This window comes from Sorangium sp. So ce321, from assembly GCF_051530195.1.
Taxonomy (GTDB): Bacteria; Myxococcota_A; Polyangia; order Polyangiales; family Polyangiaceae; genus Sorangium.
The window spans coordinates 2,768,710-2,791,220 of the sequence record NZ_CP150329.1; the positions used below are offsets into that span (position 1 = coordinate 2,768,710).

The 22,511-nt window shown below is 71.8% G+C and carries 16 protein-coding genes; 15 read left to right on the forward strand and 1 reads right to left on the reverse strand.

The features are described 5' to 3' along the window. Nucleotides 1-91: 91 nt before the first annotated feature. The 8 genes from pssA (at nucleotide 92) to WME89_RS10760 (ending at nucleotide 11,749) form a co-directional block, all read left to right on the forward strand. Complete coding sequence (pssA, locus tag WME89_RS10725; RefSeq protein WP_438009122.1) at nucleotides 92-910, forward strand: CDP-diacylglycerol--serine O-phosphatidyltransferase; 819 nt, start codon at nucleotides 92-94, stop codon at nucleotides 908-910. A gap of 85 nt (nucleotides 911-995) precedes the next feature. Next, entirely contained in the window at nucleotides 996-1,397 is a 402-nt protein-coding gene (locus WME89_RS10730; protein WP_436626447.1) for a hypothetical protein, read from the forward strand. Between the two features lie 185 nt (nucleotides 1,398-1,582). Continuing rightward, the gene (locus WME89_RS10735) at nucleotides 1,583-2,500 is read left to right on the forward strand and encodes a cytochrome C assembly family protein (RefSeq protein WP_438009123.1); all 918 of its coding nucleotides are present in this window, start codon (nucleotides 1,583-1,585) and stop codon (nucleotides 2,498-2,500) included. Between the two features lie 5 nt (nucleotides 2,501-2,505). Further along, nucleotides 2,506-4,077: a glutamyl-tRNA reductase gene (hemA, locus tag WME89_RS10740; protein WP_438009124.1), complete on the forward strand. Its 1,572-nt coding sequence runs from the start codon at nucleotides 2,506-2,508 to the stop codon at nucleotides 4,075-4,077. A gap of 5 nt (nucleotides 4,078-4,082) precedes the next feature. After that, a complete protein-coding gene (gene hemC / locus WME89_RS10745) occupies nucleotides 4,083-4,979 on the forward strand; it encodes a hydroxymethylbilane synthase (RefSeq protein ID WP_437652292.1) in 897 nt (298 codons plus the stop codon). Between the two features lie 130 nt (nucleotides 4,980-5,109). Beyond that, nucleotides 5,110-6,708: a glycoside hydrolase family 57 protein gene (locus tag WME89_RS10750; protein WP_438009125.1), complete on the forward strand. Its 1,599-nt coding sequence runs from the start codon at nucleotides 5,110-5,112 to the stop codon at nucleotides 6,706-6,708. A 459-nt stretch (nucleotides 6,709-7,167) separates the two neighbouring features. Further along, nucleotides 7,168-8,469, forward strand: coding sequence for an efflux RND transporter periplasmic adaptor subunit (locus WME89_RS10755; protein WP_438009126.1), 1,302 nt, complete (start codon nucleotides 7,168-7,170; stop codon nucleotides 8,467-8,469). A 43-nt stretch (nucleotides 8,470-8,512) separates the two neighbouring features. Further along, on the forward strand, nucleotides 8,513-11,749 hold the full coding sequence (locus WME89_RS10760) for an efflux RND transporter permease subunit (protein WP_438009127.1): 3,237 nt from the start codon (nucleotides 8,513-8,515) through the stop codon (nucleotides 11,747-11,749). A gap of 133 nt (nucleotides 11,750-11,882) precedes the next feature. On the opposite strand, the gene WME89_RS10765 is transcribed toward WME89_RS10760, so the two are convergent. After that, nucleotides 11,883-13,043, reverse strand: a complete 1,161-nt coding sequence (locus tag WME89_RS10765) for a S1C family serine protease (RefSeq protein WP_438009128.1) — start codon at nucleotides 13,041-13,043, stop codon at nucleotides 11,883-11,885. 116 nt (nucleotides 13,044-13,159) lie between these two features. On the opposite strand from WME89_RS10765, the gene WME89_RS10770 reads away from it, so the two are divergent. The 7 genes from WME89_RS10770 to WME89_RS10800 all read left to right on the forward strand — a co-directional run bounded on the left by WME89_RS10770 (nucleotide 13,160) and on the right by WME89_RS10800 (nucleotide 22,506). Then, on the forward strand, nucleotides 13,160-14,881 hold the full coding sequence (locus WME89_RS10770; RefSeq protein WP_438009129.1) for a DUF885 domain-containing protein: 1,722 nt from the start codon (nucleotides 13,160-13,162) through the stop codon (nucleotides 14,879-14,881). Between the two features lie 187 nt (nucleotides 14,882-15,068). Further along, nucleotides 15,069-15,878 carry a hypothetical protein gene (locus tag WME89_RS10775; protein ID WP_438009130.1) on the forward strand — a complete coding sequence of 270 codons (810 nt, stop codon included), beginning with the start codon at nucleotides 15,069-15,071 and terminating at the stop codon, nucleotides 15,876-15,878. Nucleotides 15,879-15,994: 116 nt separating this feature from the next. Next, nucleotides 15,995-16,522, forward strand: coding sequence for a hypothetical protein (locus tag WME89_RS10780; protein ID WP_437625064.1), 528 nt, complete (start codon nucleotides 15,995-15,997; stop codon nucleotides 16,520-16,522). A gap of 368 nt (nucleotides 16,523-16,890) precedes the next feature. Further along, nucleotides 16,891-17,364, forward strand: coding sequence for a hypothetical protein (locus WME89_RS10785; RefSeq protein ID WP_438009131.1), 474 nt, complete (start codon nucleotides 16,891-16,893; stop codon nucleotides 17,362-17,364). Nucleotides 17,365-17,497: 133 nt separating this feature from the next. After that, a protein-coding gene (gene prfB / locus WME89_RS10790; RefSeq protein WP_438009132.1) for a peptide chain release factor 2 occupies nucleotides 17,498-18,641 on the forward strand; the annotation gives its coding sequence in 2 pieces (ribosomal slippage) (nucleotides 17,498-17,566 and nucleotides 17,568-18,641; 1,143 coding nt in all). Then, nucleotides 18,638-20,350, forward strand: a complete 1,713-nt coding sequence (lysS, locus tag WME89_RS10795) for a lysine--tRNA ligase (protein WP_438009133.1) — start codon at nucleotides 18,638-18,640, stop codon at nucleotides 20,348-20,350. Before prfB ends, lysS begins: the two co-directional genes overlap by 4 nt. Further along, the gene (locus tag WME89_RS10800) at nucleotides 20,347-22,506 is read left to right on the forward strand and encodes an FtsX-like permease family protein (RefSeq protein ID WP_438009134.1); all 2,160 of its coding nucleotides are present in this window, start codon (nucleotides 20,347-20,349) and stop codon (nucleotides 22,504-22,506) included. Before lysS ends, WME89_RS10800 begins: the two co-directional genes overlap by 4 nt. Nucleotides 22,507-22,511 lie beyond the last annotated feature (5 nt).

Here is a 22,511-nt window from a genome sequence, read left to right on the forward strand (position 1 = left end):
GCGGTAACCTTTCAGCGGCTCCCGCCTATGCCGCGGCGCTTGCGTTCGTGGTCGCCACGGCGATAGCCTGCCTGCCTGAAAGGGAGGCGGCATGATCCGGAAGCGACGGCGGTTCGAGCTCAGGAAGACGCTGTTCCTGCTTCCGAACCTGATCACGCTCTCATCGATATTCTGCGGGTTCGACTCGATCCGGCGCTCGGCGACGGCGCAGTCGGAGGATGACTTCTACCGCGCCGCGCTGCTGATCGTCTTCGCGATGTTCTTCGACACCCTCGACGGGCGTGTCGCGCGGATGACGAAGACCCAGAGTGCCTTCGGCCTTCAGATCGACTCGCTGGCCGATGTCGTCTCGTTCGGCGTGGCGCCGTCGATCCTCGTTTACCAGTGGACGCTGCACCGCTTCGACCTCGCGGGGCTGCTCGTGTCGTTCATCTTCACGGCCTGCGGCGCGGTCCGGCTGGCTCGCTTCAACGTCCTCTCGATGGGGGAGGCGGGCAAGCCCACGAAGCCCTCGAAGTACATCGTCGGCCTGCCGATCCCCGGCGCCGCCGGGATCCTTGTCTCGATCGTCGTCGCGAACCACGCCGCCGCCGGCGCGATCGGCGGCGAGCGCTACGCGTCGGCGATCCTCGTGACCACGACGATCCTGTCGCTGCTGATGGTCTCGACGATCCGGTTCCGCTCTTTCAAGGATCTCAAGCTCAACGTCCGGACGGTGCTCTTCGTCGCCTTTGCGGTCGGGTCGAGCGCGGTGATCTCGACGCAGCTGCAGCCGGCGTTCGTGCTCGTGTGGCTGCTCGGCTTCTACGTGCTGCTCGGGATCTTCGAGTCGCTCTGGCACTTGCCGGCGCGCCTGCGCGGCCTGCCGCGGGACTCGGTGCCTCCGCCCCGGGTACCCCCGCCGGCCTGAAGCGGGCCTGCCCCGGATCCTCCCCGCGCGCGGCCTGCCGACGCGGCCCAACCGCTCGGGCCTGTTTTTGAGTAGACTGAGCGCAATGAAGAACCGCGTGTTCTTTCCGCAGGCCGCGCTCGACGAGTGGATCGCGAGCGACCGCGTCGATCTGAACAACGACGAGCTTCTGATCAAGACCGAGGGCCGCCGCTACAAGATCATCGAGGCGATCCGCGTGCTCCGCGAGGTGACGGGCTCGGCGGACATCCACGAGGTCCTCGGCAGGGTCAAGACGCGCGCCTTCCTGCGGGAGCTCGGGGCAGAGATCCTCGAGGGCTCCATGATCATCGGCGACAACGCCTACGACGTGGTCCCGGGGTTCATCGGCGCGCCGGTGGGCACGTTCGCCGAGCACCGCAAGGCCGCGACGGCGGCGACCGCGACCAACAGCAGCCTGACCAGCGACGAGGAGCTCCTCGCCGCGTTCCTGACGAGCGAGATGTAGCGGCCCCGCGCCGCGCCGGTGCCCCTCCCCGGAGCGGCACCGGCGGAAGCGACGCGCCGCCGGTCGGGGGGCTACCGGGCGTTGGGCTCGGCTCTTCTGCTCTGTCGGGCCGTTTCTTACGAGAGTACGCCTCCGCCTCTGCGGCCGGCGGGCCATCCCCGGTGAGGCAGGCTATAACGGGGGCCATGCCCGAGGCCCTCTCCGGGATCAGCTTTGTGCTCGCGCTGCTGTTCTACGGCGCCGCCAGCGCTCTCTTCTTCCTCGACGTCGCCCGCAACCGCACGCGGCTCCCCTCCGCGGCCGACTTCGCGGGGTTCGGCGCCGGGCCGCACCACCACCACCACCACCACGACCCCGCCGCGCGGCCGAGCTCCGCGGCCGCGCCGGCCTCGCGCCACGCGCCCCTGCTGCTCGGCCTGGGCGCCCTCGGGCACGCGACCTACGTCACGCTCGCCAGCTTCGTCGCGCGCGTCTGCCCGGTCCACTCGATGCACTTCATGCTCTCGGTCGCGTCCCTCTTCGCGATCGGCGTCTACCTCGTCGCCCGCCGCCGCTTCCGCATCGACGCGCTCGGGCTCCTCATCGGGCCGCTCGGGCTCGCCTTCCTGCTCGGCACCTTCTTCCTCGGGAAGCCGCACGCGGAGCCGAAGCTCAGCCCGCTGTTCATCGCGGCCCACGTGATGGCGAACCTGCTCGGCATCGCGCTCTTCCTCCTCGCCGGCGCCTCCGCCGCGCTCTATCTCGTGCAGGAGAAGCGGCTCAAGCAGAAGCGGCACGTCGAGCGCATGGGCAGCCTCCCGCCGCTCGACACCCTCGACCGCGCCGTCCACCGCTTCCTGAGCGCCGGCTTCCCCTTGCTGACGCTCGGCATCATCACGGGGACTTACTGGGCGCACCGGCTCGAGATGGGCAACACCGAGGAGGTGATGCGCGCCATCTTCGGCTACGCCACCTGGCTCCTCATCGCGCTCGTGCTGCTCCTGCGCGCCGCCGCGGGCTGGCGCGGCCGGCGCGCGGCGTACGGCACCATCGCGGGGCTCGCCTGCGCCGCGGCGGTGCTCGTCATCTATCTCGTCCGTCCCGCCGTGGGGCTCGGAGGCTAGCGCAGGTGATCTTCGTCGGGCTCTCCCACAAGACCGCGCCCATCGAGGTGCGCGAGCGGCTCGCGATCGGGCGCAACCAGCTCCCCGAGGTGCTCGCGCGCCTGACCGGCCACCCCGCCATCGGGGAGGCGTTCGTGCTCTCCACCTGCAACCGCGTCGAGGTCTACGCCTCGTCGCGGCAGATGTCGCCGGGGCTCACCCGCCCCGGGAGCGCGGCGCCGCCGTCCGAGGACGAGGCCTCGGTCGACAACGAGGCGCTGCGGGCCGCCACCTCGGTCCTCGTCGGCATCGGCGGGGACGCCGTCCGGGGCCACCTGGCCGGCTGCGTCGGCAGCGAGGCCGTCCTCCACCTCTTCCGCGTCGCCGCCTCGCTCGACTCGATGGTCGTCGGCGAGCCGCAGATCCTCGGGCAGATGAAGGACGCCATCGAGGTCGCCCGCGGGGCGAAGACCCTCGGCGCCAGGCTCGGCCGCGCCGCCCACCGCGCGATCAAGGTCGGCAAGCGCGTGCGCACGGAGACGGCGATCGGCGCGGGCCAGGTCTCGGTCTCCAGCGTCGCCATCGATCTCGCCCGCCAGATCTTCACGGATCTCGCCGGCCACACGGCGCTGCTCATCGGCGCCGGCGAGATGGCCGAGGCCGCCTCGAAGCTCCTCGTCCGCGCCGGCGCTCGCCTCGTCGTCGTCAACAGGAGCCCGGAGCGCGCCGCCGCGCTCGCCCGCGAGGTGGGCGGCGAGCCCCGCCCCTGGGCCGATCTCGAGCGCGCCGTCGTCGAGGCCGACATCGTCGTCTCGTCGACCTCGAGCCCGAGCTACGTGGTCACCCTCGACCTGGTCCGCCGCGCCCGCAAGGCCAGGAGGGGCAGGAGCCTGTTCCTCATCGACATCGCGGTCCCGCGCGACATCGACCCCGCCGTCAACAAGCTCGACAACGTCTACCTGTACGACGTCGACGACCTCTCGCAGATCGTGGCGCAGTCCGTCGAGGGGCGCGCCGTCGAGGCGTCGCGGGCCGAGGCCATCGTCATGGACGAGGCGCAGGCGTTCGAGGCGTGGACGCTCGAGCGCGCCCTGACGCCCACGATCGTGGGCCTGCGGGCCCGCACGCGCGCCGTCCTGGCGGGCGAGGTCGAGCGCAGCCTCGCCGGCAAGCTCCGGCACCTCGGCCCGGCCGAGCGCCAGGCGCTCGCGCTGATGATCGACGCCGCCACGAACAAGCTGCTCCACGTGCCCACCACCCGCCTCCGCGCGATGGCCGGCGACCCCCGCGTCGCCGAGCACGTCGACTCGCTCCGGGAGCTGTTCGCCATCGACGACGCGCCGGCCGAAAGCGGCGTCGCCCGGGCGCTCGTCGAGGGGGAGCTGCGCGAAACCCCGGACAGCCTTCGCACGCCGGTCTCGGCCCGCGGGGCGGAGCCGCCCGCCTCCGGCGAGCGCGGCGGCGCCTCGCCCCGGCCGGCGGATGACGGCCTCTATGCCCGGCAGCCTGGCGCGCGCCCCCAGCCCGGTGAGGCCGGCGTCATGGCCGTCGCAAATCCGGCCGCGGCCGTGCGGGCAGCTGGGCTAAAGGGAGCGTGACCGCCATGGATTTCACCCTCGCCACGCGCCGCTCGGCGCTCGCCCTCGCCCAGTCCCGCGCCTTCGCCCGTTCCCTCGAGGCGGCGGTGCCCGATCTCTCCCTCCGCGAGCTCGAGGTGGTGACCTCGGGCGACAGGACGCAGGATCGCTCGCTCCAGGACATCGGCGGCAAGGGGCTGTTCATCAAGGAGCTCGAGGAGGCGCTCCTGGATCGGCGCGCCGACTTCGCGGTCCACTCGATCAAGGACGTCCCCGCCGAGATCGCCCCGGCGCTGTGCCTCGCGTGCATCCCCGCGCGGGAGGATCCCCGCGACGCGCTCGTCACCCGGAGCGGCGCGCCGCTCGCCGATCTGCCGGCGGGCGCCCGGGTCGGGACCTCGAGCCTCCGCCGCGCCGTCGCGCTGCGCGAGGCGCGTCCGGACCTCGTGATCGAGCCGGTCCGCGGCAACGTCGACACCCGGCTGCGCAAGGTCTCCGACGGGGCGTTCGACGCGATCGTGCTGGCGCTCGCCGGCCTGAAGCGGCTCGGCCTCGCGGATCGCGCCACGGAGGTCCTGTCCCCCGAGGTGTCGCTGCCGGCGATCGGCCAGGGGGCGCTCGGCATCGAGTGCCGGACAGACGACGAGAGCGTGCGCGACGTCCTCTCGGCGCTCGCGGACGCCGAGGCGACGACCTGCGTCACCGCGGAGCGCGCCGTGATGGCCGCGGTGGAGGGCAGCTGCCGGACGCCGGTGGCCGCGTACGCGGTGCGGGACGGCGGCGCGCTCTGGCTGCGGGCGCTCCTCGCCGAGCCCGACGGCACCCGGCTGCGGAAGGCAGAGCGACGCGTGGCGTGGCCCGGCGACGCGCGCGAGGCCGCGCGCCTCGGCGCGGATCTCGGGGCGGAGCTCAAGGACCGCTGAGGCGCACGGAGGCCGGAGGCGCACGGGCGATCCCGGGCGCTCCGACGTCCAGGCCGCCCCGCGCTTCTCGCGCCGGCGTGTCCGTGCCACACCCGGGGCCTGCCGGCGGTCTCCCGCCGCCCAGCGATCCATGACGGGCTACGTCGCCCTCGTCCTCCATGCCCACCTGCCGTACGTGCGCCACCCCGAGCACGCCCGCTCGCTGGAGGAGCGCTGGCTCTTCGAGGCCCTCTGGGAGTGCTACCTCCCCTTGCTCGGGGTCCTCGATCGCCTCGCCGCCGATCGCGTCGCCGCCCCGCTGACCCTCTCCGTCTCGCCGCCGCTCCTCGCGATGCTGCGCGACGAGCTGCTCCTCCGTCGCTTCGAGGATCACCTCCGCCGGCTCACCGCGCTCGCCGCCCGGGTCGAGGCCCGCTTCGCCGGGAGCGGCTTCGCGCCGGCGGCCGCGCTCTACCGCGCGCGGCTCGCCGACGCGGCGCGCGCCTGGGAGGCGCTGGGCGGCGATGTCCCGGGCGCGCTGGTCCGTCACGCCGCGGCGGGGCGCATCGAGCTCCTCACCACGGCCGCGACGCACGCCTACCTGCCCGGCCTGCTCCCCACGCCCGCGTCGATCCGGGCGCAGCTCCGGCTCGGCCGCCGCGCCTTCGCGGCCCTCACCGGCGCGCCGGCGCCTCGCGGCCTCTGGCTGCCCGAGTGCGCCTACGCGCCGCCCCTCGACGCCGATCTCGCGGCGGCCGGCGTGCGCTTCACCGTGCTCGACGCCCACGCCCTCACGCTCGCCGCGCCGCCCGCCCCCGCGGGCGCCGCCGTCCCCGTCCTCTCGCCTTCCGGCGTCGCGTGCTTCGGGCGCGATCGCGACAGCGCCCGGGAGGTCTGGTCGCGCGACGCCGGCTACCCGGGACACCCGGCCTACCGCGAGTTCCACCGCGACGTCGGGCTCGAGCTGCCCGAGCGCGAGCTCGACGGCGAGATCGGCCCCGACGGCGTCCGGCTCATGACCGGCCTCAAGCTCCACCGCGTGACCGGGCCCGGCCCCGACAAGGCGCCTTACGACCCGGCCCGCGCGTCCGCGCAGGCGCGCGCGCACGCCGCGGCGTTCGTGGCCCGCCGCGAGGCCGCGCTCGCCTCGATCCACGGGGCGCCGGCCCCGCCCATCCTCGTCGCGCCGTACGACGCCGAGCTCTTCGGCCACTGGTGGCTCGAAGGTCCCGAGTTCCTCGAGCACGCCCTGCGGCGCCTCGCGGCCTCGGAGCGCGCTGTCCCGATCGCGCTCGGCGCGTACCTCGAGCGCCACCCGCCCGCGGCGGTCGTCGAGCCCGCCGCCTCCACGTGGGGCGAAGGCGGGTACGGCGCGTTCTGGACCGGCCCGAGCGCGGCGCGCCTCTGGCGCCACGCCCACCACGCCGAGCGCGCGGTGCTCGACGCGCTCTCGCGCCGCCGCGACGCGGGCGGCCTGCCCGGCCGCGCGCTGGATCAGGCCATTCGCGAGCTCCTCCTCCTTCAATCGAGCGACTGGGCCTTCATGATGTCCGTCGGGGAGATGGTCCCCTATGCGGAAGCGCGCGCCCGCGCCCACGCGACCCGCGCCCGCCGGCTCGCGAGCCTCGCCCAGGAGCCCTCCGTTGCGGCCGCCGACGTCGCCTGGCTCGACGCGCTCTGCGCGCTCGACCCTTTCCTCGCCGAGCTCGCGGGCCCCGCGCTCCGCGACGCCTTTGACCCGTGGCGCTGAGTCGCCGCCCCGCCCCCGGGCACCTCCCGCGGCTCACGGACTGGACCCCTCTCCGGAGCAGCCGATGGGGGGCAGTCGATTTTGCTCATGCTGAATTACTCTGTGACGGTATTCCCGTCACAGTGCATCAAACCCGCTCCGCAGCGCGGCGCGCGTCCGACCCGTCGAGGGCGCAGCGGGCGTCCGCAGGGCGCCAGGCGCCGTGTTCCTGGCCGTCTTCGAGGAAGATGACCGGCCGTTCACCTTCCCGTTTCATTGCCGGTTGCCGGCCGAGACAACCCCGAGCACATTGCGAAGCACGTTTTCCTCGTGCATGGCGGCACGAAGTGCGAGGAGGACGTAGACATTGCCAGGATGACCCCCTTGATGACCGGCCGGTCAGCGCCCTACTGTGGTGCCCGCCAGCTTTGCTCCTGGACCGCACCGGCAGGCGCTGGCAAAAACCCGGGCGGACTCCCCATGACACATCCTCCTTGCGGACCCGAGCGCCGTATCGCTCGAAGGGCCTTCGGCGCTCGTAGCGCCGTCTCGAACCACTCTCGCGCCGCGGTCATCGCGGCGCTGCTCGCGGCGCTCGCGGCGCCCACGCTGACGGCCTGCCGCCGTTCGGACGCGGGCACGCAGCCGTCGCCGGCGCGCGACACCGCGGCGCCCCGCGAGAAGCCCGCTGTGCGCTTCGGCAAGGTGACCGCGCGCCCGCTCGCGCAGACGCTCGACATCAGCGGCACCCTCGTCGCCGACGAGACCAGCGAGGTGGCCACGCAGGTCGCCGGCTCGGTCATCAGCGTCGAGGTCGACGTGGGCTCCCGGGTCAAGAAGGGCGACCCGCTCGTCGTGCTCGACGCGCGCAACGCCGCGCTCCAGTCGCAGGCGGCCTCCGCCGCTGTCGCGCAGGCCCGCGCCAGGCTCGCGCTGCCCGAGGGGGCGTCGCCGAAGGGGATCGATCCCGACCAGGTGCCGGAGGTCCGGGCCGCGAAGCAGAGCATGGAGCTCGCGAAGTCCGAGGCGGAGCGCGTGAAGCAGCTCTACGACCAGGGCGCCGTCGCCCAGTCGACCTGGGACACGGCGCGCACGCAGGCCCAGAACGCGAGCGCGCAGTACGAGGCCGCGGTCAACGGCATCCGCGCGACGGTCGCCTCGCTCACGTCCGCGCAGGCGCAGGCGGGGCTCGCCTCGAAGTCGGTCTCCGACACGACGGTGCGGGCGCCGTTCGACGGCGCCGTCTCCGAGAAGCGGATCAGCGTCGGCGAGTTCGCGAGCCCGGGCCGCGTCGTCGCGGTCGTGGTCCGCGACAACCCGCTGCGGCTCCGCATCGACGTGCCCGAGGGGGACATCGCGCACATCGAGGTGGGCAAGCCCGTCAGCGTCTCGGTCGCCGCCTTCCCCGGTCGCCTGTTGCCGGGCGTCGTGAAGCGTATCGGCGCGAGCCTCAAGGAGTCCTCGCGCACGCTGCCCGTCGAGGCCGAGTTCGACAACAGCGAGGGGAAGCTCCGCCCCGGCTTCTTCGCGCAGGGTCAGATGACGCTGACCGGCGAGTCAAGAACGTCGCTCCTCGTGCCCGAGGCGGCGATCGGCACCTCCGGGACGAGCGCGCGCGTGTTCGTGCGTTCGGGCGATCGCGTGACGGAGCGGCTGGTGAAGACCGGCCGCAAGGTCGACGGGCTCATCGAGGTCATTGGCTCCGTCGCCGAGGGCGACGAGGTCGCGATCGACAAGGTGGGCGAGCTGGCGGACGGCATCGAGGTCGCGGCGGCGCAGTGAGCCCTGCGCACCGGCGTCTCATCACTGAAGAAAGGTAGCGACCATGCAATGGCTCGCGGCAATCTGCATCCGTAGGCCGGTGTTGGCCACGGTGATCGTCCTGCTCCTCACGGTGCTCGGGGCGTTCTCGTACTTCGGCCTCGGCGTGGATCGTTTCCCCAAGGTCGAGTTCCCGTTCGTCGTCGTGACGACGATCCTCCCCGGCGCCGCGCCCGAGGAGGTGGAGACCGAGATCTCCGACAAGCTGGAGTCCGCGGTCAACACCATCAGCGGCATCGACGAGCTCCGCTCGGTCTCGGTCGAGGGGCTGAGCCAGGTCATGATCTCCTTCCAGCTCGAGAAGGACGTCGACGTCGCCACGCAGGAGGTGCGCGACAAGGTCGAGAGCGTCCTCGCGGAGCTCCCGGAGGGCATCGAGCCGCCGATGGTGGGCAAGCTGGACCCGGACGCCGCCCCGATCCTCACGCTCGCCGTCTCGTCCCAGAAGTCGGACGTCCGCGAGGTGACCGAGTTCGCCGACAAGACGCTGCGGCGCGAGCTGGAGTCGCTCGCCGGCGTCGGCCAGGTGCTGGTCATCGGCGGCCGGAACCGCCAGATCAACATCTGGATCGATCCGGAGAAGCTCGAGAAGTACTCGCTGACGGGCGGCATCGTGGCCCAGGCGCTGGCGAGCCAGAACGTGGAGATCCCGGCCGGGCGCATCGAGCAAGGCGGCAGGGCGCTCACCCTCCGGACGCGCGGCCGCGTGCAGTCGGTCGCGCAGATGGAGGACATCGTGCTCGCGAACCGCGACGGCTACTCCGTCCGGCTCGGCGACGTCGCGGATGTCCAGGACGGCATGGCAGAGCAGGAGTCGGCTGGCTTCCGCGGCCTCAACCCCGCCGTGCTCCTCAGCATCCGCAAGCAGAGCGGGACGAACACCGTCGAGGTCATCGACGGGCTCAAGGCGAGGATCAGCGAGGTCGAGAAGCGCCTCCCCCCGGGCTACGAGATCGTCGTCGCGCGCGATCAGTCGGAGTTCATCAAGAACTCGGTCAACGCGGTGAAGGAGCACCTCGTGCTCGGCGCGCTGCTCGCCGCGATCATCGTCGCGCTCTTCCTCGCGAACGCGCGCAGCACGCTCATCTCCGCGATCGCCATCCCGACGAGCATCATCTCCACCTTCGCCCTGATGAAGGTGGCGGGCTTCACGCTCAACGGGATCACGCTCCTCGCGCTGACCCTGGCGGTCGGCATCGTGATCGACGACGCCATCGTCGTCCTCGAGAACTGCTATCGCTGGATCGAGGAGAAGGGCGTGAGCCCGTGGGAGGCGGCGCTCCAGGGCACGCGGGAGATCGGCCCCGCCGTGCTCGCGACGACGCTCTCGCTGATCGCGGTGTTCCTCCCGGTCGCGTTCATGAGCGGCATCGTCGGCCGCTTCCTGAACTCGTTCGGCCTCACCATGGCGTTCTCGATCCTGGTCTCGCTGATCGTGAGCTTCACCCTGACGCCGATGCTGTCGGCGCGGTGGCTGAAGAAGCCGGCGAAGAACGACGCCCACAGCTCCAAGGAGTCTCGCTTCTACGGCCCGATCGAGCGCACGTACATGGGGCTCCTCCGCTGGTCGATGGCGCACCGCTGGGTGATCGTGCTCGCCTCGTTCCTGGCGCTGGTCTCGATCCCGGTGCTGGGCGGCCTCGCGAAGTTCAACTTCCTCCCGGTCGAGGACGAGTCGCAGTTCCAGGTCGTCCTGCGCGCGCCCGAGGGCGTGAGCCTCGACGGGACGCGCGTCATCGCCACGCGGCTCGCGTCGGATCTCGAGAAGCTCCCGGGCGTGCTCTACACGCTGACGACGATCGGCGACGACGCGCAGAAGACGCCGAACCTCGCCAGCATCTACGTGAAGCTCAAGCCGGCGGGCGAGCGCGACCTGTCGCAGCAGGACCTCATCGATCGCGCCCGGCGCGAGCTCAAGCCGAAGTTCGACGCGGAGAAGCTCCGGGCGAGCATCGGCGTCGTGCCCGCGTTCTCCGGCGGCCAGAGCGCCCAGATCGCCTACCAGGTCCAGGGCCCCGACCTCCAGCGGATCGGCCAGTACTCCGACGCGCTGCTCGAGAAGCTCAAGGCGATGCCGGGCGTCGTCGACCCGGACACGTCGCTGCTCGTCGGCAAGCCGGAGATCCGGGTGCTCATCGATCGCAAGAAGGCCGCCGATCTCGGCGTGCAGGTCGGCGACGTGGCCAGCACCCTGCGCCTGCTCGTGGGCGGGTACAAGGTGTCGACCTACAACGAGGGCGGGGAGCAGTACGAGGTGCGCGCGCGCGCGCTGCCGAGCTTCCGCTCGGACAAGGAGGGCCTCGCGAAGATCACGGTGCCGTCGACCAAGCTCGGCGCGGTCACGCTCGACAACGTGGTGACGTTCGCCGAGGGGACGGGCCCGTCGCGCATCGAGCGGTACAACCGCCAGCGGCAGGTCATGCTCACGGCCAACCTCGAGGCGGGCTACTCGCAGCAGACCGTCGTCCAGGAGCTCGACAAGGCCACGGCGCAGCTGAACCTCGCCTCCGGCTACTCCGCCGGCCCGGTCGGCGCGTCGAAGGAGCTCGTCAAGATGATGAAGAGCTTCCTGGTCGCCCTCCTCCTCTCGCTGGTCTTCATGTACCTCGTGCTCGCGGCGCAGTTCGAGTCGTGGCTGCACCCGATCACGATCCTCCTGTCGCTGCCGCTGACGGTGCCGTTCGCGTTCCTGGCGGTCATCATCTTCCGCCAGTCGCTCAACATCTTCTCGCTGCTGGGCATCGTCGTGCTGTTCGGCGTCGTGAAGAAGAACTCGATCCTCCAGATCGATCACACCATCAAGCTGCGCGAGCACGGCCTGCCGCGGGCGCAGGCCATCCTGGAGGCGAACCGCGACAGGCTCCGGCCGATCCTCATGACCACGCTCGCCTTCGTGGCCGGCATGATCCCGCTCGTCGCCTCGAGCGGCGCGGGCTCGGGGACGAACCGCGCGACCGGGTTCGTGATCATCGGCGGGCAGACGCTGGCGCTCCTCCTGACGCTGCTCGCGACCCCGGTGGCCTACTCGCTGTTCGACGACGTCTCGATGTGGCTCAAGCGGGTCCTGCCCTTCATGCGGGGCAGCGACGACCAGGGCGCGCCTGGCGGGGCGGGGGAGGGCGGCGTCGCTCCGGCGGGCGACGGGATCGTCGCGGCGGGGCACGCGGGGCACCATAACGCCGCGGCGCGCGCCGCGGTCGCGCACGAGGGGGGCCGGCCGGCGCCGGCTCACCTCGACTAGCTCCGCCCGCCGCGGCGTCCGCTTCGCGGCCGCCGCGGCGGCTGGCTACGCTCCAGGGCCGCGGCGCGCCCGCGCCCGGCGCCGGAGCGTTCGCCGAGCGATCGCCGACGAGCGCGCCGCGATCACGCGCCGCTCACTCGGCGTCGCCGTGGACCTTGCGCAAGATCACATCGAGCAGACCGTCGAAGGCGTCGCGCATCGCCCAGGCCTGGGCGGCGTTGTCGTCGAGCCTGGACGCCTTGCGGCGGCCCGTGGCGAGCGCCTGCTTCGGGCCCCTGCACGCGGCGCCGAGCCGGCGCTCCATGTCGAGCGCGGCGCCCTCGTAGATGTGATAGCAGGAAGCGAAATCTCCCTCGTTGTAGAGCGGCGAGCCGACCTGGATCGCGCCGTCCATCGTCCGCGCCAGCACGAGGAGGTCGCCCTCCGTGCACCCGCGGAGCAGCGAGAGCGCGTGGTGGGGCACCGAGCGCTTCACCGCCGGGAGCGCTGGCTCCTCGTCGGCCGTCTCGGCCGCGAACGTCGAGAGCGGGACGGGATCGGGGTGCACCAGGAGCTTCTTGAGGTAGGCCGCGGGCACGCCGAAGTTGAGGTTCTGCCCCTGCGTCGCGACCGCGGCGGCGACGCCGATCACCTCGCCGCGCTCGTTGAACAGCGGCCCGCCCGAGGAGCCGGGGGCGATCGGCGCGGAGATCTGCAGCAGCGTGAGCGCGGGGTCGACCACGCGCACCGCGCTCACGAGGCCGTTCGACACGGTGTCGGCGAGGCCGAGCGGGTGGCCGATCGCGACGACCGGATCGCCCGGGCGGACCGCGCCGCTGTCGCCGAGGGGCAGCAGCGGGAGCTTCCGCGGCGCGTGGATCCGGACGATCGCGAGGTCCCGATCCTCGTCGAACGCGAGCACCTCGAGCACCGGGTGCTCGCTCTGATCCCAGAGGACCACCTCCAGGTCCGGCATCCCGGCGATGACGTGGAAATTCGTCGCGATCCAGCCGTCCTCGCGGACGAGGAAGCCCGCCCCCAGCGAGCCGTCGCCGCGGATCGTGACGACCGCCGGCGTGGCGCGCGCCGCGATCTGGGCCGGCGTCATCGTCGCGGCCTCCCGCGACGCCGCGCTCGCGTGCTGGCCGGAGGAGCCGGCGCCGCAGCCGAGCGCCGCGAGCGCCGCCGCCGCCGCGACGAGCCCGGCGAGGCGCGGCCAGACGGGCCGCCGCGGGGGATGGGGGCGCGAGGGAGGAGCGGCGCCGGGGCGCAGGTCGTCGTCATGGAGCTCGCCTGGCAGGCTGCGGTGGTTCATGTCGCTCCCCGGGGCGCCGCGCGTGAGCGGTCTCCCTCCACCCAGCGTAACGAAGACCCGCCGGATCGTCTCGCGTGCACGGCGAAAATTCAGGCGTGGCCGCATATGCTGTCGCGGTGAAACACAACCACGACGCGCGCGATCCGATCTTCGCCCTGAGCGACGAGTTCGTCGAAGCCTTCGCCGCCCGCTGCCCCGTTCACGCCACCCTGGCAGGCATCCCGTGCGACGAGGGCGCCTGGAACGACTGGAGCCCGGCGGGCGCCGCGGACTGGGCCACCACGCTCGCTTCCTTCCGGGAGCGGCTTCGGTCGCTGCCGCCCCCTCGCGGGCCAGAGGCGCGGTGGGGGCGCCTCGCACGCCGTGTCATGGCCGATTACCTGGACGAGCGGCTCGACGATTTCCGCCACGGCGAGCACCTGCGCGATCTGAACAACATCGAGTCGCCGTTCCAGCACCTCCGGATGGTCTTCGACCTCATGGATCTCGGGAGCGCGGCCGGCTGGGAGGCGGTCGCGTCGCGCCTCGAGGGCCTGCCGCAGGCCTGCGACAGCTACCGCGCGTCGCTGGAGGAGGGGCGCCGGACGGGCCACGTCGTCGCGCGTCGTCAGGTCGTCGCCGTCATCGAGCAGGCGCGTTACCAGGCGGGCGAGGCGTCGTTCTTCCTCACGCTGCCGGCCGCCTACGAGGCGTCCGGCTTCGCCGCTGGCGCTGGCCGCGAGCGGCTCGCCGCCGGGGTCGAGCGGGCGCGCGCCGCGTTCGGCGCGCTCGCCGGGTACCTGGAGCAGACCTACATGCCCAGCGCCAGCGCCGTGGACGCGGTGGGGCGGGAGCGCTACCTCCGCCTTGCGCGCCGCTTTCTCGGCGCGAGCATCGACCCGATCGAGACGTACGCCTGGGGTTGGTCCGAGGTGCACGCCATCGAGGCCCAGATGGCCCGCCTCGCGGACGAGATCCTTCCGGGCGCGTCGCTGCCCGAGGTGATCGAGCGGCTCACGACCGACCCGGCCCGGTGCGCGCATGACGCGGACGAGTTCCTCCGCATCATGTCCGAGCGCCAGCGGCGGGCGCTCGCCGAGCTCGACGGCGTCCACTTCGACATCCCGGCGCCCATCCGCCAGATCGAGGTGAAGATGGCCCCGCCCGGCGGCGCGCTCGGCGCGTACTACGTGCCCCCGAGCGACGGCTTCAAGCGGCCCGGCACCGTCTGGTACGCCCCGGGCGCGAAGCGCGAGTTCCCGCTCTACGAGGAGATCACCATCGCGTACCACGAGGGCTTTCCCGGCCATCACCTGCAGTGCGGGCTCCAGGTGCACCTCGAGGGGCGGCTGAGCCGGCTCCATCGCTTCCTGGTGACGAACTCCGGCCACGCCGAGGGGTGGGCGCTCTACGCCGAGCAGCTCATGTACGAGCTCGGGTATTTCGAGCGCCCGGAGTACGTGCTCGGGATGCTCTCGGGCAAGCTCACGCGCGCCTACCGCGTCGTGCTCGACATCGGCATGCACCTCGATCTGCCGATCCCCTCGCACGCCCCGCTCCACGCCGGGGAGCCATGGCGCTACGAGATCGCGGTCGAGTACCTCCACCGCCGGGCCTTCCTCACGCTGGAGCACGCCCACAGCGAGGCGACGCGCTACCTCGGCTGGCCGGGGCAGGCGATCTGCTACAAGGTGGGTGAGCGGGTCGTCCTGGAGCTGCGCGAGGAGCTCCGGCGCCGGCAGGGCGGGGCCTTCGACCTGAAGGCGTTCCACGCCAGGGTGATCGGCTCCGGGTCGGTCGGGCTCGACCACCTGCGCGAGATCGTCCTCGAGGACCCGGAGGCCGGGGCGGCGAGCTGAGAGAGCGCGCGCCGCGGAGCGCGGGGCGGCGGAGCGCGGGGCGGCGAACGCCTCATCCCCGGCCGCGCGCCGCCGGGTGCGTCTGGCACGGTCCTTTCTTCCGCTGCTCCCAGCGCTTTCCACCGCGCTGCGGAGGCCGATTCCTCCGGGCGCCGCGCTGGCATTCTCTGGCACAGGAGCGAATCCCATGACAGCCCACCGTCTTTCTTGGTTCCACGTCAGCGGCCTGCTCTCGTTCGCTGCCCTCGCTTCCGCGGGCGCGCTCGCGGGCTGCAACATCACCGTCGTGGATGGCGGGACCCCCTGCGAGGTGGATGGCGTCGTCCACAGGCCTGGCGACTCGTTCCCGTCCGACGACGGCTGCAACACCTGCGTTTGCTCGGACGACGGGAGCGTCGCCTGCACCCTCAGGGCGTGCGTCGCCGGCTGTACCTACGAGGGCGTCGACCATCCCCCTGGCGCGTCCTTCCCCGCCTCGGATGGCTGCAACACGTGCACGTGCGACCCCTCCGGCAGCGGCAACGTCGGCTGCACCAAGATCGCGTGCCACGAATGCGAGCCGGGGACGGAGCTCCCGACGGACGGCTGCAACACCTGCAGGTGCGACGCCGACGGCACCCGCATTTGCACGCAGATCCTCTGCCACGAGGGCTGCACCCAGGACGGCATCGACTACAAGCCGGGCGAGTCGTTCCCGTCCTCCGACGGCTGCAACACATGCACGTGTTCGGCCGACGGGACCATCGCGTGCACAGAGCGCGCTTGCGTTTGCGACCCGGAGGCCGAGTGGTGGCGCAACTACGTGGCCGACAGCCCGGAGGAGTGCCAGGTCATCGACTTCTTCTGCCCCGAGAACACGGACTATTTCGGGAACGCGTGCGGCTGCGGCTGCGAGCAGGACGCGAGCTGCCCGGAGTATTTCAACTGCATGCCGCCCGAGCCGTGCGACATCGAGGCGATCGAGGCGCGCTGCCCCTACTCGCAGATCGCGTACTGACGATCGCTTGCCGACGTGCGCGCGCCCGCGCCTGCCTGCGGGCATGTCGGGCGCGCGCGCCGCGCCCGCCCGCCTCCCGGCTCGACGCCCGGCCGTGAGCGTGCCAATCGAGGCGGGTGAGCTCTCCCCCAGCGAGCGACGCCTCCGAGGCGCGGCCGAGCGGCTCGGACCTCTGCACCGCGTGCGGCCTCTGCTGCACGGGGCTGCTCTTCGACGTCGCGCCGCTCGAGGAGCACGAGCTCCCGCTCGCGGACAAGCTGCGCCTGCCGCTCGCCTGCAACCAGTACCACGACGCCTTCAGGCTGCCGTGCCCCTGCCACCGCGACCGGAAGTGCACCGTCTACGAGACGCGCTTCTCCGTGTGCAGCAGCTACGAGTGCGGCCTGCTCCGGCGCTGCAAGGCGGGCGAGGTGCCGCTCGGCGAGGCGCTGTCCCGCGTCGAGCGCGTGCTCCGCCTCGCGGACGCCCTGCGCCAGCGCGTGCCCGCAGAGGAGCCTCCCCGTCCGCTCTGGGACGAGGCGCGCGAGCACCTCCGCCGGCGCGACGCCGAGGACGACTCTCCGGCGTGGCGGAGCGAGCGGGAGTCGCTCGTCGCCGCGCTCGCAGAGCTCAGGGTCGCGTGCCGGGAGGGGCTCGATCCGTAGCGCCTGCGGCTCTGGAGAGCGCCTGCGGCTCTGGAGAGCGCCTGCGGCTCTGGAGAGCGCCTGCGGCTCTGGAGAGCGCCTGCGGCTCTGGAGAGGGAGAGGCCGCCGCGGCGCGGAGCGCGGGAGATGAGGACGGCGATCCCTGTGTCCTCGGTGGCTGATGCGCAGGTCGCTCCCGCTCGTCGGGGAGATGCCCCGTTGTCCGCCTCTCGAGGAGAGCGCCAGATCCTGAAGACACCGAGGCGCGCGGAGACTCCCGTGCTTCGTCCAGGTCGGGCGTGATCTGCCCTCGATCTCGCGCGCGGGCTCCGGGCCGACTGGCTCGTCCTGGCCTCCCGGCAGCTGGCTCCGCGCCGTATATACCGTCGATGGACGCGAAGACCCGCCGGATGACCAACAAGTATTCTGCCGTGGCCGCAGTGACGAGCTTCGTCACGCAGCCCATCCCTGGCGCAGATGAGTTGATCGTGGTTCCCATTCATTACTGGTTCTCCGTGTCGACGACACGGCGCCGGGGCGTGCCGCTCCTCAAGGCCCCGTGGCTGCAGGTGAGCAAGATCATCTGGGGCGGCGCGACCGTGCGGCTCTTCGCCAACTTCACGCTCGGCCTCATCCCCGTCGCCGGCCTCTTCTCCAACGCGGTCACCGCCGTCGCCCTGACCGAGCTCCTGGCACGCTACCTCGACAGCGCGCTGAGCAACCCGGCGTCGCCTCCCGAGGTCTCCATGAAGGCCATCAAGGACGCGCTTCAGCACTCGCTCGGCGCGTGGAGGTCTCGGCGTGTCTGGCCCGCGATCCGTCGCGCCTTCCGGAGATCTGCCCCCGCGCCGACGCCCGCGTGAGGAGCGGGCGGCCACGCCCGCGCCCTGCGCCGCGGAGCGCCTCGCCAGCGCCCGGGGCGGGGGCCGCTGGCGTCCGTTCACGCGCGGCGGTCTCTCCTGGCGATCGCCGCCCGGATCGAATAGATCCCCCGCCATGCTCTCCGAGACCCGCGAGAAAGTCCTGGACATCAAACGGCGCTTTGAGGCGCTAAGGGGGCATCTTTGACGTCCCCAAGCTCGAACGGATGCTCCAGGATCTGACCCAGACGACGCTGTCGTCCGGGTTCTGGAACGATCAGGAAAAAGCCCAAGCCGTCCTCCGCAAGCGCGCCCAGGTCGAGTCGAAGCTCGAGATGGCGCAGAAGCTCGGCCGCGAGATCGAGGATCTCGCGGAGTACCTCGAGCTCGGCGCCGCCGAGGGTGACGAGGGCGTCATCGCCGACGCCGACGCGCAGGCCGGCGCGATCGCCGCGCGCCTGCGCAAGGCCGAGCTCGACCGCATGCTGGCTGGCCCCGCCGACCGCGGCAACGCCATCGTCAGCATCCACCCGGGCGCCGGCGGCACCGACGCGAAGGACTGGGCGTCCATGCTCCTCCGCATGTACCTGCGCTTCTGCGAGCGCCGGGGCTACAAGACGGAGATCATCGACTACCAGGACGGCGACGAGGCCGGCATCGACGCCGTCACCTTCACGGTGAGCGGCGACGCCGCCTACGGCTACCTCCGCTCCGAGGCCGGCGTCCACCGGCTCGTCCGGATGAGCCCGTTCAACGCCGATCACACGCGCCAGACCGCGTTCGCCGCCGTCGAGGTCACCCCGGACAGCGACGACGAGATCAACATCCAGGTGAACGAGAAGGACATCGAGATCACGACGATGCGCGCCGGCGGCAAGGGCGGGCAGAACGTGAACAAGGTCGAGACGGCCGTTCGTCTGCGGCACATCCCGACCGGCCTCAACATCGTGTGCCGCGCCGAGCGCAGCCAGCACCAGAACCGCGCGATGGCGATGAAGGTCCTCAAGGCGAAGCTGTACGAGATGGAGCTCCAGAAGCGGGAGGCCGAGGTCCAGGCCCACAACGCCTCGAAGAGCGCCATCAACTTCGGCAGCCAGATCAGGAACTACGTCCTCGCGCCGTACCGGCTCGTCAAGGACGTCCGCACCTCCACCGAGGCCACCGACGTGGACGCCGTGCTCGACGGCGATCTCGAGGGCTTCATCGAGGCCTACCTGCTCGCCGCGGCGGGCGGCTCGCTCCGGAAGGGCGGCTCGGTCGCGGAGGACGACGCTCAGTGAGCCAGCAAAAAGACAGGCCGAACGACAGGAAGGCCGAGCGGCTCGTGAAGGACGCCGCCGAGGCCGCGCGCGCCGAGGAGACGCTGATCGCGACCCGCAAGGCGAAGGCGGCGCGCCTCCGCGATCGCGGCGAGAACCCGTTCGCCAACGACGTCACGGCGGGCGAGCCGCTCACCGAGCTCGCTGCCGTCCGCGCGCGCTTCGACGGCGCGCGGGCCGCGGCCGAGCCCAAGGCCGAGGGCGCGGCGCCGGACCGGCCCGCCGCGGACCGGTACGATCCGGCGCGCGTCGAGCCGCACCCGTTCCGCGTCGCGGGCCGGGTGCTCTTCGTGCGCTCGTTCGGCGGCGTCACGTTCGTCCGGCTGCGCGACCGCACCGGCGAGCTCCAGCTCTACTGCGAGCAGGGCAGCCTCGCCGATTTCGAGCGGCTCGAGGACATCGACCTCGGCGACTTCGTCGAGGCCCACGGCGTCGCGATGGCGACGCAGAAGGGCGAGCTCTCGATCCGCGCCGAGCGCCTCCGGCTGCTCACCAAGGCCTACCGCCCGCTGCCGACCAAGACGAGCTTCAAGGACGTCGAGTCGCGCTACCGCATGCGGTATGTCGACCTCGTGGCCAACCCGCACGTCGCGGGGGTCTTCCGCGCCCGCAGCGCGATCGTCGCCGCGCTCCGCGAGTTCTTCGACACGCGCGGCTTCCTCGAGGTCGAGACCCCGACGATGCACACGCTCGTCGGCGGCGCGGCCGCGAAGCCGTTCAAGACCCACCACAACGCGCTCGATCTCGAGCTCTTCCTGCGCATCGCGCCCGAGCTCTTCCTGAAGCGGCTCGTGGTCGGCGGCTTCGAGCGTGTCTACGAGATCGGCCGCTGCTACCGGAACGAAGGGCTGTCCACGCGGCACAACCCCGAGTTCACGATGATCGAGTACTACCAGGCGTACGCGACGTACGAGACCCTGATGGACGCGACCGAGGCGATGCTCCGCCACGTCGACGCCCGCCTCGCCGAGCGGCTCCCGGCCGAGCACGCCGCCTGGGCCGCGCAGCGCACGTACTCGCTCGAGCGCTTCGCGCGCGTCCCCATGGCCGAGGGGATCGCCCGCGCCCTCTCGAAGTCGGGCCTGCCGGCCGACGTCCCGCAGCGCATCACCGCGGACGACGCCCCCATCAAGGAGTGGGCGAAGGCGGCGAAGGCGAGCGGGCGGGAGATCGACTGGACGAACTTCCGCTCGGGCGCGAAGAAGTGCGAGTCGCCCGGGGAGCTCGTCTTCTCCGCCTACGAGTACGTGGTCGAGCCGTTCCTCACGAGGGACTATCGCACCGAGGCGGGCGACAAGAGCATCCCCGTCTTCATCATCGACTACCCCTTCGAGGTCTCGCCGCTCGCGCGCAAGAAGGACAGCGACCCTGCGCTGGTCGACCGCTTCGAGCTCTTCATCGACGGCCGCGAGCTCTGCAACGCCTTCAGCGAGCTCAACGATCCCGAGGACCAGGACGCGCGCTTCCGCGCGCAGGTCGCCAAGAAGTCCCGGGGCGAGGAGGAGACGATGGACTACGACGCCGACTACGTCCGCGCCCTGGAGCACGGCCTCCCGCCGACGGCGGGCTTCGGCATGGGGATCGATCGCCTGACGATGCTCCTCACCGGCGCGACGTCGATCCGCGACGTCATCCTGTTCCCCCTGCTCCGCCCCGAGACCGACACGTGACCGAGCTCTCGAAGCCGCTACAGATCGCGCTCCTCGCCGCCGTCGCGCTGGGCGTCCTCCTGCTCGTCTGGCGGGGCTACACCCGCTTTGGCCAGAAGGGCGAGCTGGAGCCGAAGCGCCCCCGCGTCGCGCGCGTCGGGCTCGTGATCGGGCTCGCGGGGGCCAGCTTGCTCGCCCTGGCGCCCCTCGCAGCCGGTCAGCGGTTCAAGGGTCTCGGGCTCCTCGGCGCCTTTTTCACGAGCAACCCCGAGAAGGTCGGAGGGCTGCTCGCCTCGCTGCTCGCGGTGGGCGTCGGCCGCCTGCTCTTCACCGAGACCGATTTCGCCTGGAGGCTCTTCGGCAGGGCAGGGCCCAGGGCGCGCCAGCTGCTCAGGGCCTTCGGCACGCTGTGCCTCCTCGTCGCGATCGCCATCGGCATCCTCTGGCTCGCGGTCTTGCCGCTCCATCCGACCCTGAAATGGATCGTCGGAGGCGTCCTGATCGGCGCGGGCACCGGCTACCTCGTCGCCGGGAGCCGCCCTGTCCGCAGCGGCCTGTACCGCGCGCTGGGCTGGTGGTGGGGCGCGCTCGTGGGCGTGACGTTCGGGATCACCGCGGTGCTCACGTCCAGGATGCCCACGGGGCGGCTCGCGTCGGTCAACGCCACCGATCAGATCATCCGCTTCACCGCCCTCATCTCGAGCGTCGTCTTCCTGTTCTTCGTGCTGTCGGCGCTGCTGCCGATCATCCTCGACACCCTCGAGCGCCGGAGCTTCGTCCCGTACGTCGGCGCGCGCCACGTGCGCGCCTCGAAGAGCGGCTTCCTCACGGTGATCTCGGTCCTGTCGATGGCCGGGGTCGGCGTCAGCTCGTGCGCCCTGTGCTCGGTGACGAGCATCATGGGCGGCTTCGGCGCCGACCTGAAGCGCAAGATCCTCGGCAACAACGCGCACATGGTCGTCGACGTCTCCCGCCCGGGCGGCTTCGGCGACTGGGACGACAAGCTCACCAAGGTGCGCGTCGCGCTCGCGCCCTACGGCGCCGCCGCGACGCCCGTCGTGGCGGGTGAGGCGATGGGCTCCAGCGCCTCGAACACCGCTGGTGCCCTCGTCCGCGGCATCGATCCGGACACCATCGGACAGGTCATCGACCTCGCCAAGAACATCGAGGTCGGCAGCTTCGACTACCTGCGCGACCCCGAGAAGCTGACGAGCCTGCCTCCCGAGGAGATCATCGGCCGGGGCCCGGGCGGGGAGCCGTACTTCAAGGGGCCGGACTTCCGCCAGCCGTCGGAGGTCGACCCGTCGGTGCGCGACTACCTGAAGCAGCAGACGCGCGTGTACCCCGGCGTCATCATCGGCCGCGAGCTCGCGAAGTCGCTCCACGTGCTCGTCGGGGACGAGGTGACCCTCCTGTCGCCCATGGGCGAGCTCGGTCCGACCGGCGTCATGCCGCGCTCCCGCAGGTTCCGCGTCGCGGCGATCTTCTATAGCGGCATGTACGAGTACGACGTCACGCACGCGTACGTCTTGATGGAAGAGGCGCAGAAGTTCTTCAGCCTCGAGGACAAGATCACCCACATCGACATCCGGGTGCCGGATCCCGAGCGGGTGCAGGAGGTCCGCCCGGCCGTGGAGGCGGCGATCGCCGCGAGCGCGGCGCTGGATGAGCCACCGCCGGAGGGCGGCAAGCCGCCTCCGGCGCTCCGCGTCCGCGACTGGATGGAGATGAACAAGAACCTCTTCAGCGCGCTCAAGCTGGAGAAGATCGCGACGTTCATCATCCTGTCCATCGCCATCGCCGTCGCGAGCTTCTGCATCGTCTGCACGCTGCTGCTCATGGTGACGGAGAAGGGCAAGGAGATCGCCGTCCTCAAGGCGCTCGGGGCCTCCGACAACGCCGTGATGCGCGTGTTCATGCTCGAGGGCGTCATCATCGGCGCCATCGGCACCGTCTACGGTGTCGGCACCGCGCTCGCGGCCTGCACGGGCCTGTCCTGGTTCGGCGTCCGGCTCGACCCCGACGTCTATTACATCGACCGGCTGCCCGTGAACGTGAACGGCTCCGACTATGCGATGGTCGCCGCGGCGGCGCTGCTCATCTGCACCATCGCCACCCTCTACCCGGCCCGCGCCGCCTCGAAGCTCTCACCGGTCGACGGGCTCCGCTACGAGTAACCATC

Bases quoted from the DNA above. Each gene is read 5' to 3' on its own strand.
- pssA (WP_438009122.1), top strand. From the start codon at position 92: ATGATCCGGAAGCGACGGCGGTTCGAGCTCAGGAAGACGCTGTTCCTG.
- WME89_RS10750 (WP_438009125.1), top strand. From the start codon at position 5,110: ATGACGGGCTACGTCGCCCTCGTCCTCCATGCCCACCTGCCGTACGTG.
- WME89_RS10760 (WP_438009127.1), top strand. From the start codon at position 8,513: ATGCAATGGCTCGCGGCAATCTGCATCCGTAGGCCGGTGTTGGCCACG.
- WME89_RS10765 (WP_438009128.1), bottom strand. From the start codon at position 13,043: ATGAACCACCGCAGCCTGCCAGGCGAGCTCCATGACGACGACCTGCGC.
- WME89_RS10730 (WP_436626447.1), top strand. From the start codon at position 996: ATGAAGAACCGCGTGTTCTTTCCGCAGGCCGCGCTCGACGAGTGGATC.
- WME89_RS10785 (WP_438009131.1), top strand. From the start codon at position 16,891: ATGGACGCGAAGACCCGCCGGATGACCAACAAGTATTCTGCCGTGGCC.
- WME89_RS10775 (WP_438009130.1), top strand. From the start codon at position 15,069: ATGACAGCCCACCGTCTTTCTTGGTTCCACGTCAGCGGCCTGCTCTCG.
- WME89_RS10755 (WP_438009126.1), top strand. From the start codon at position 7,168: ATGACACATCCTCCTTGCGGACCCGAGCGCCGTATCGCTCGAAGGGCC.
- WME89_RS10735 (WP_438009123.1), top strand. From the start codon at position 1,583: ATGCCCGAGGCCCTCTCCGGGATCAGCTTTGTGCTCGCGCTGCTGTTC.
- hemC (WP_437652292.1), top strand. From the start codon at position 4,083: ATGGATTTCACCCTCGCCACGCGCCGCTCGGCGCTCGCCCTCGCCCAG.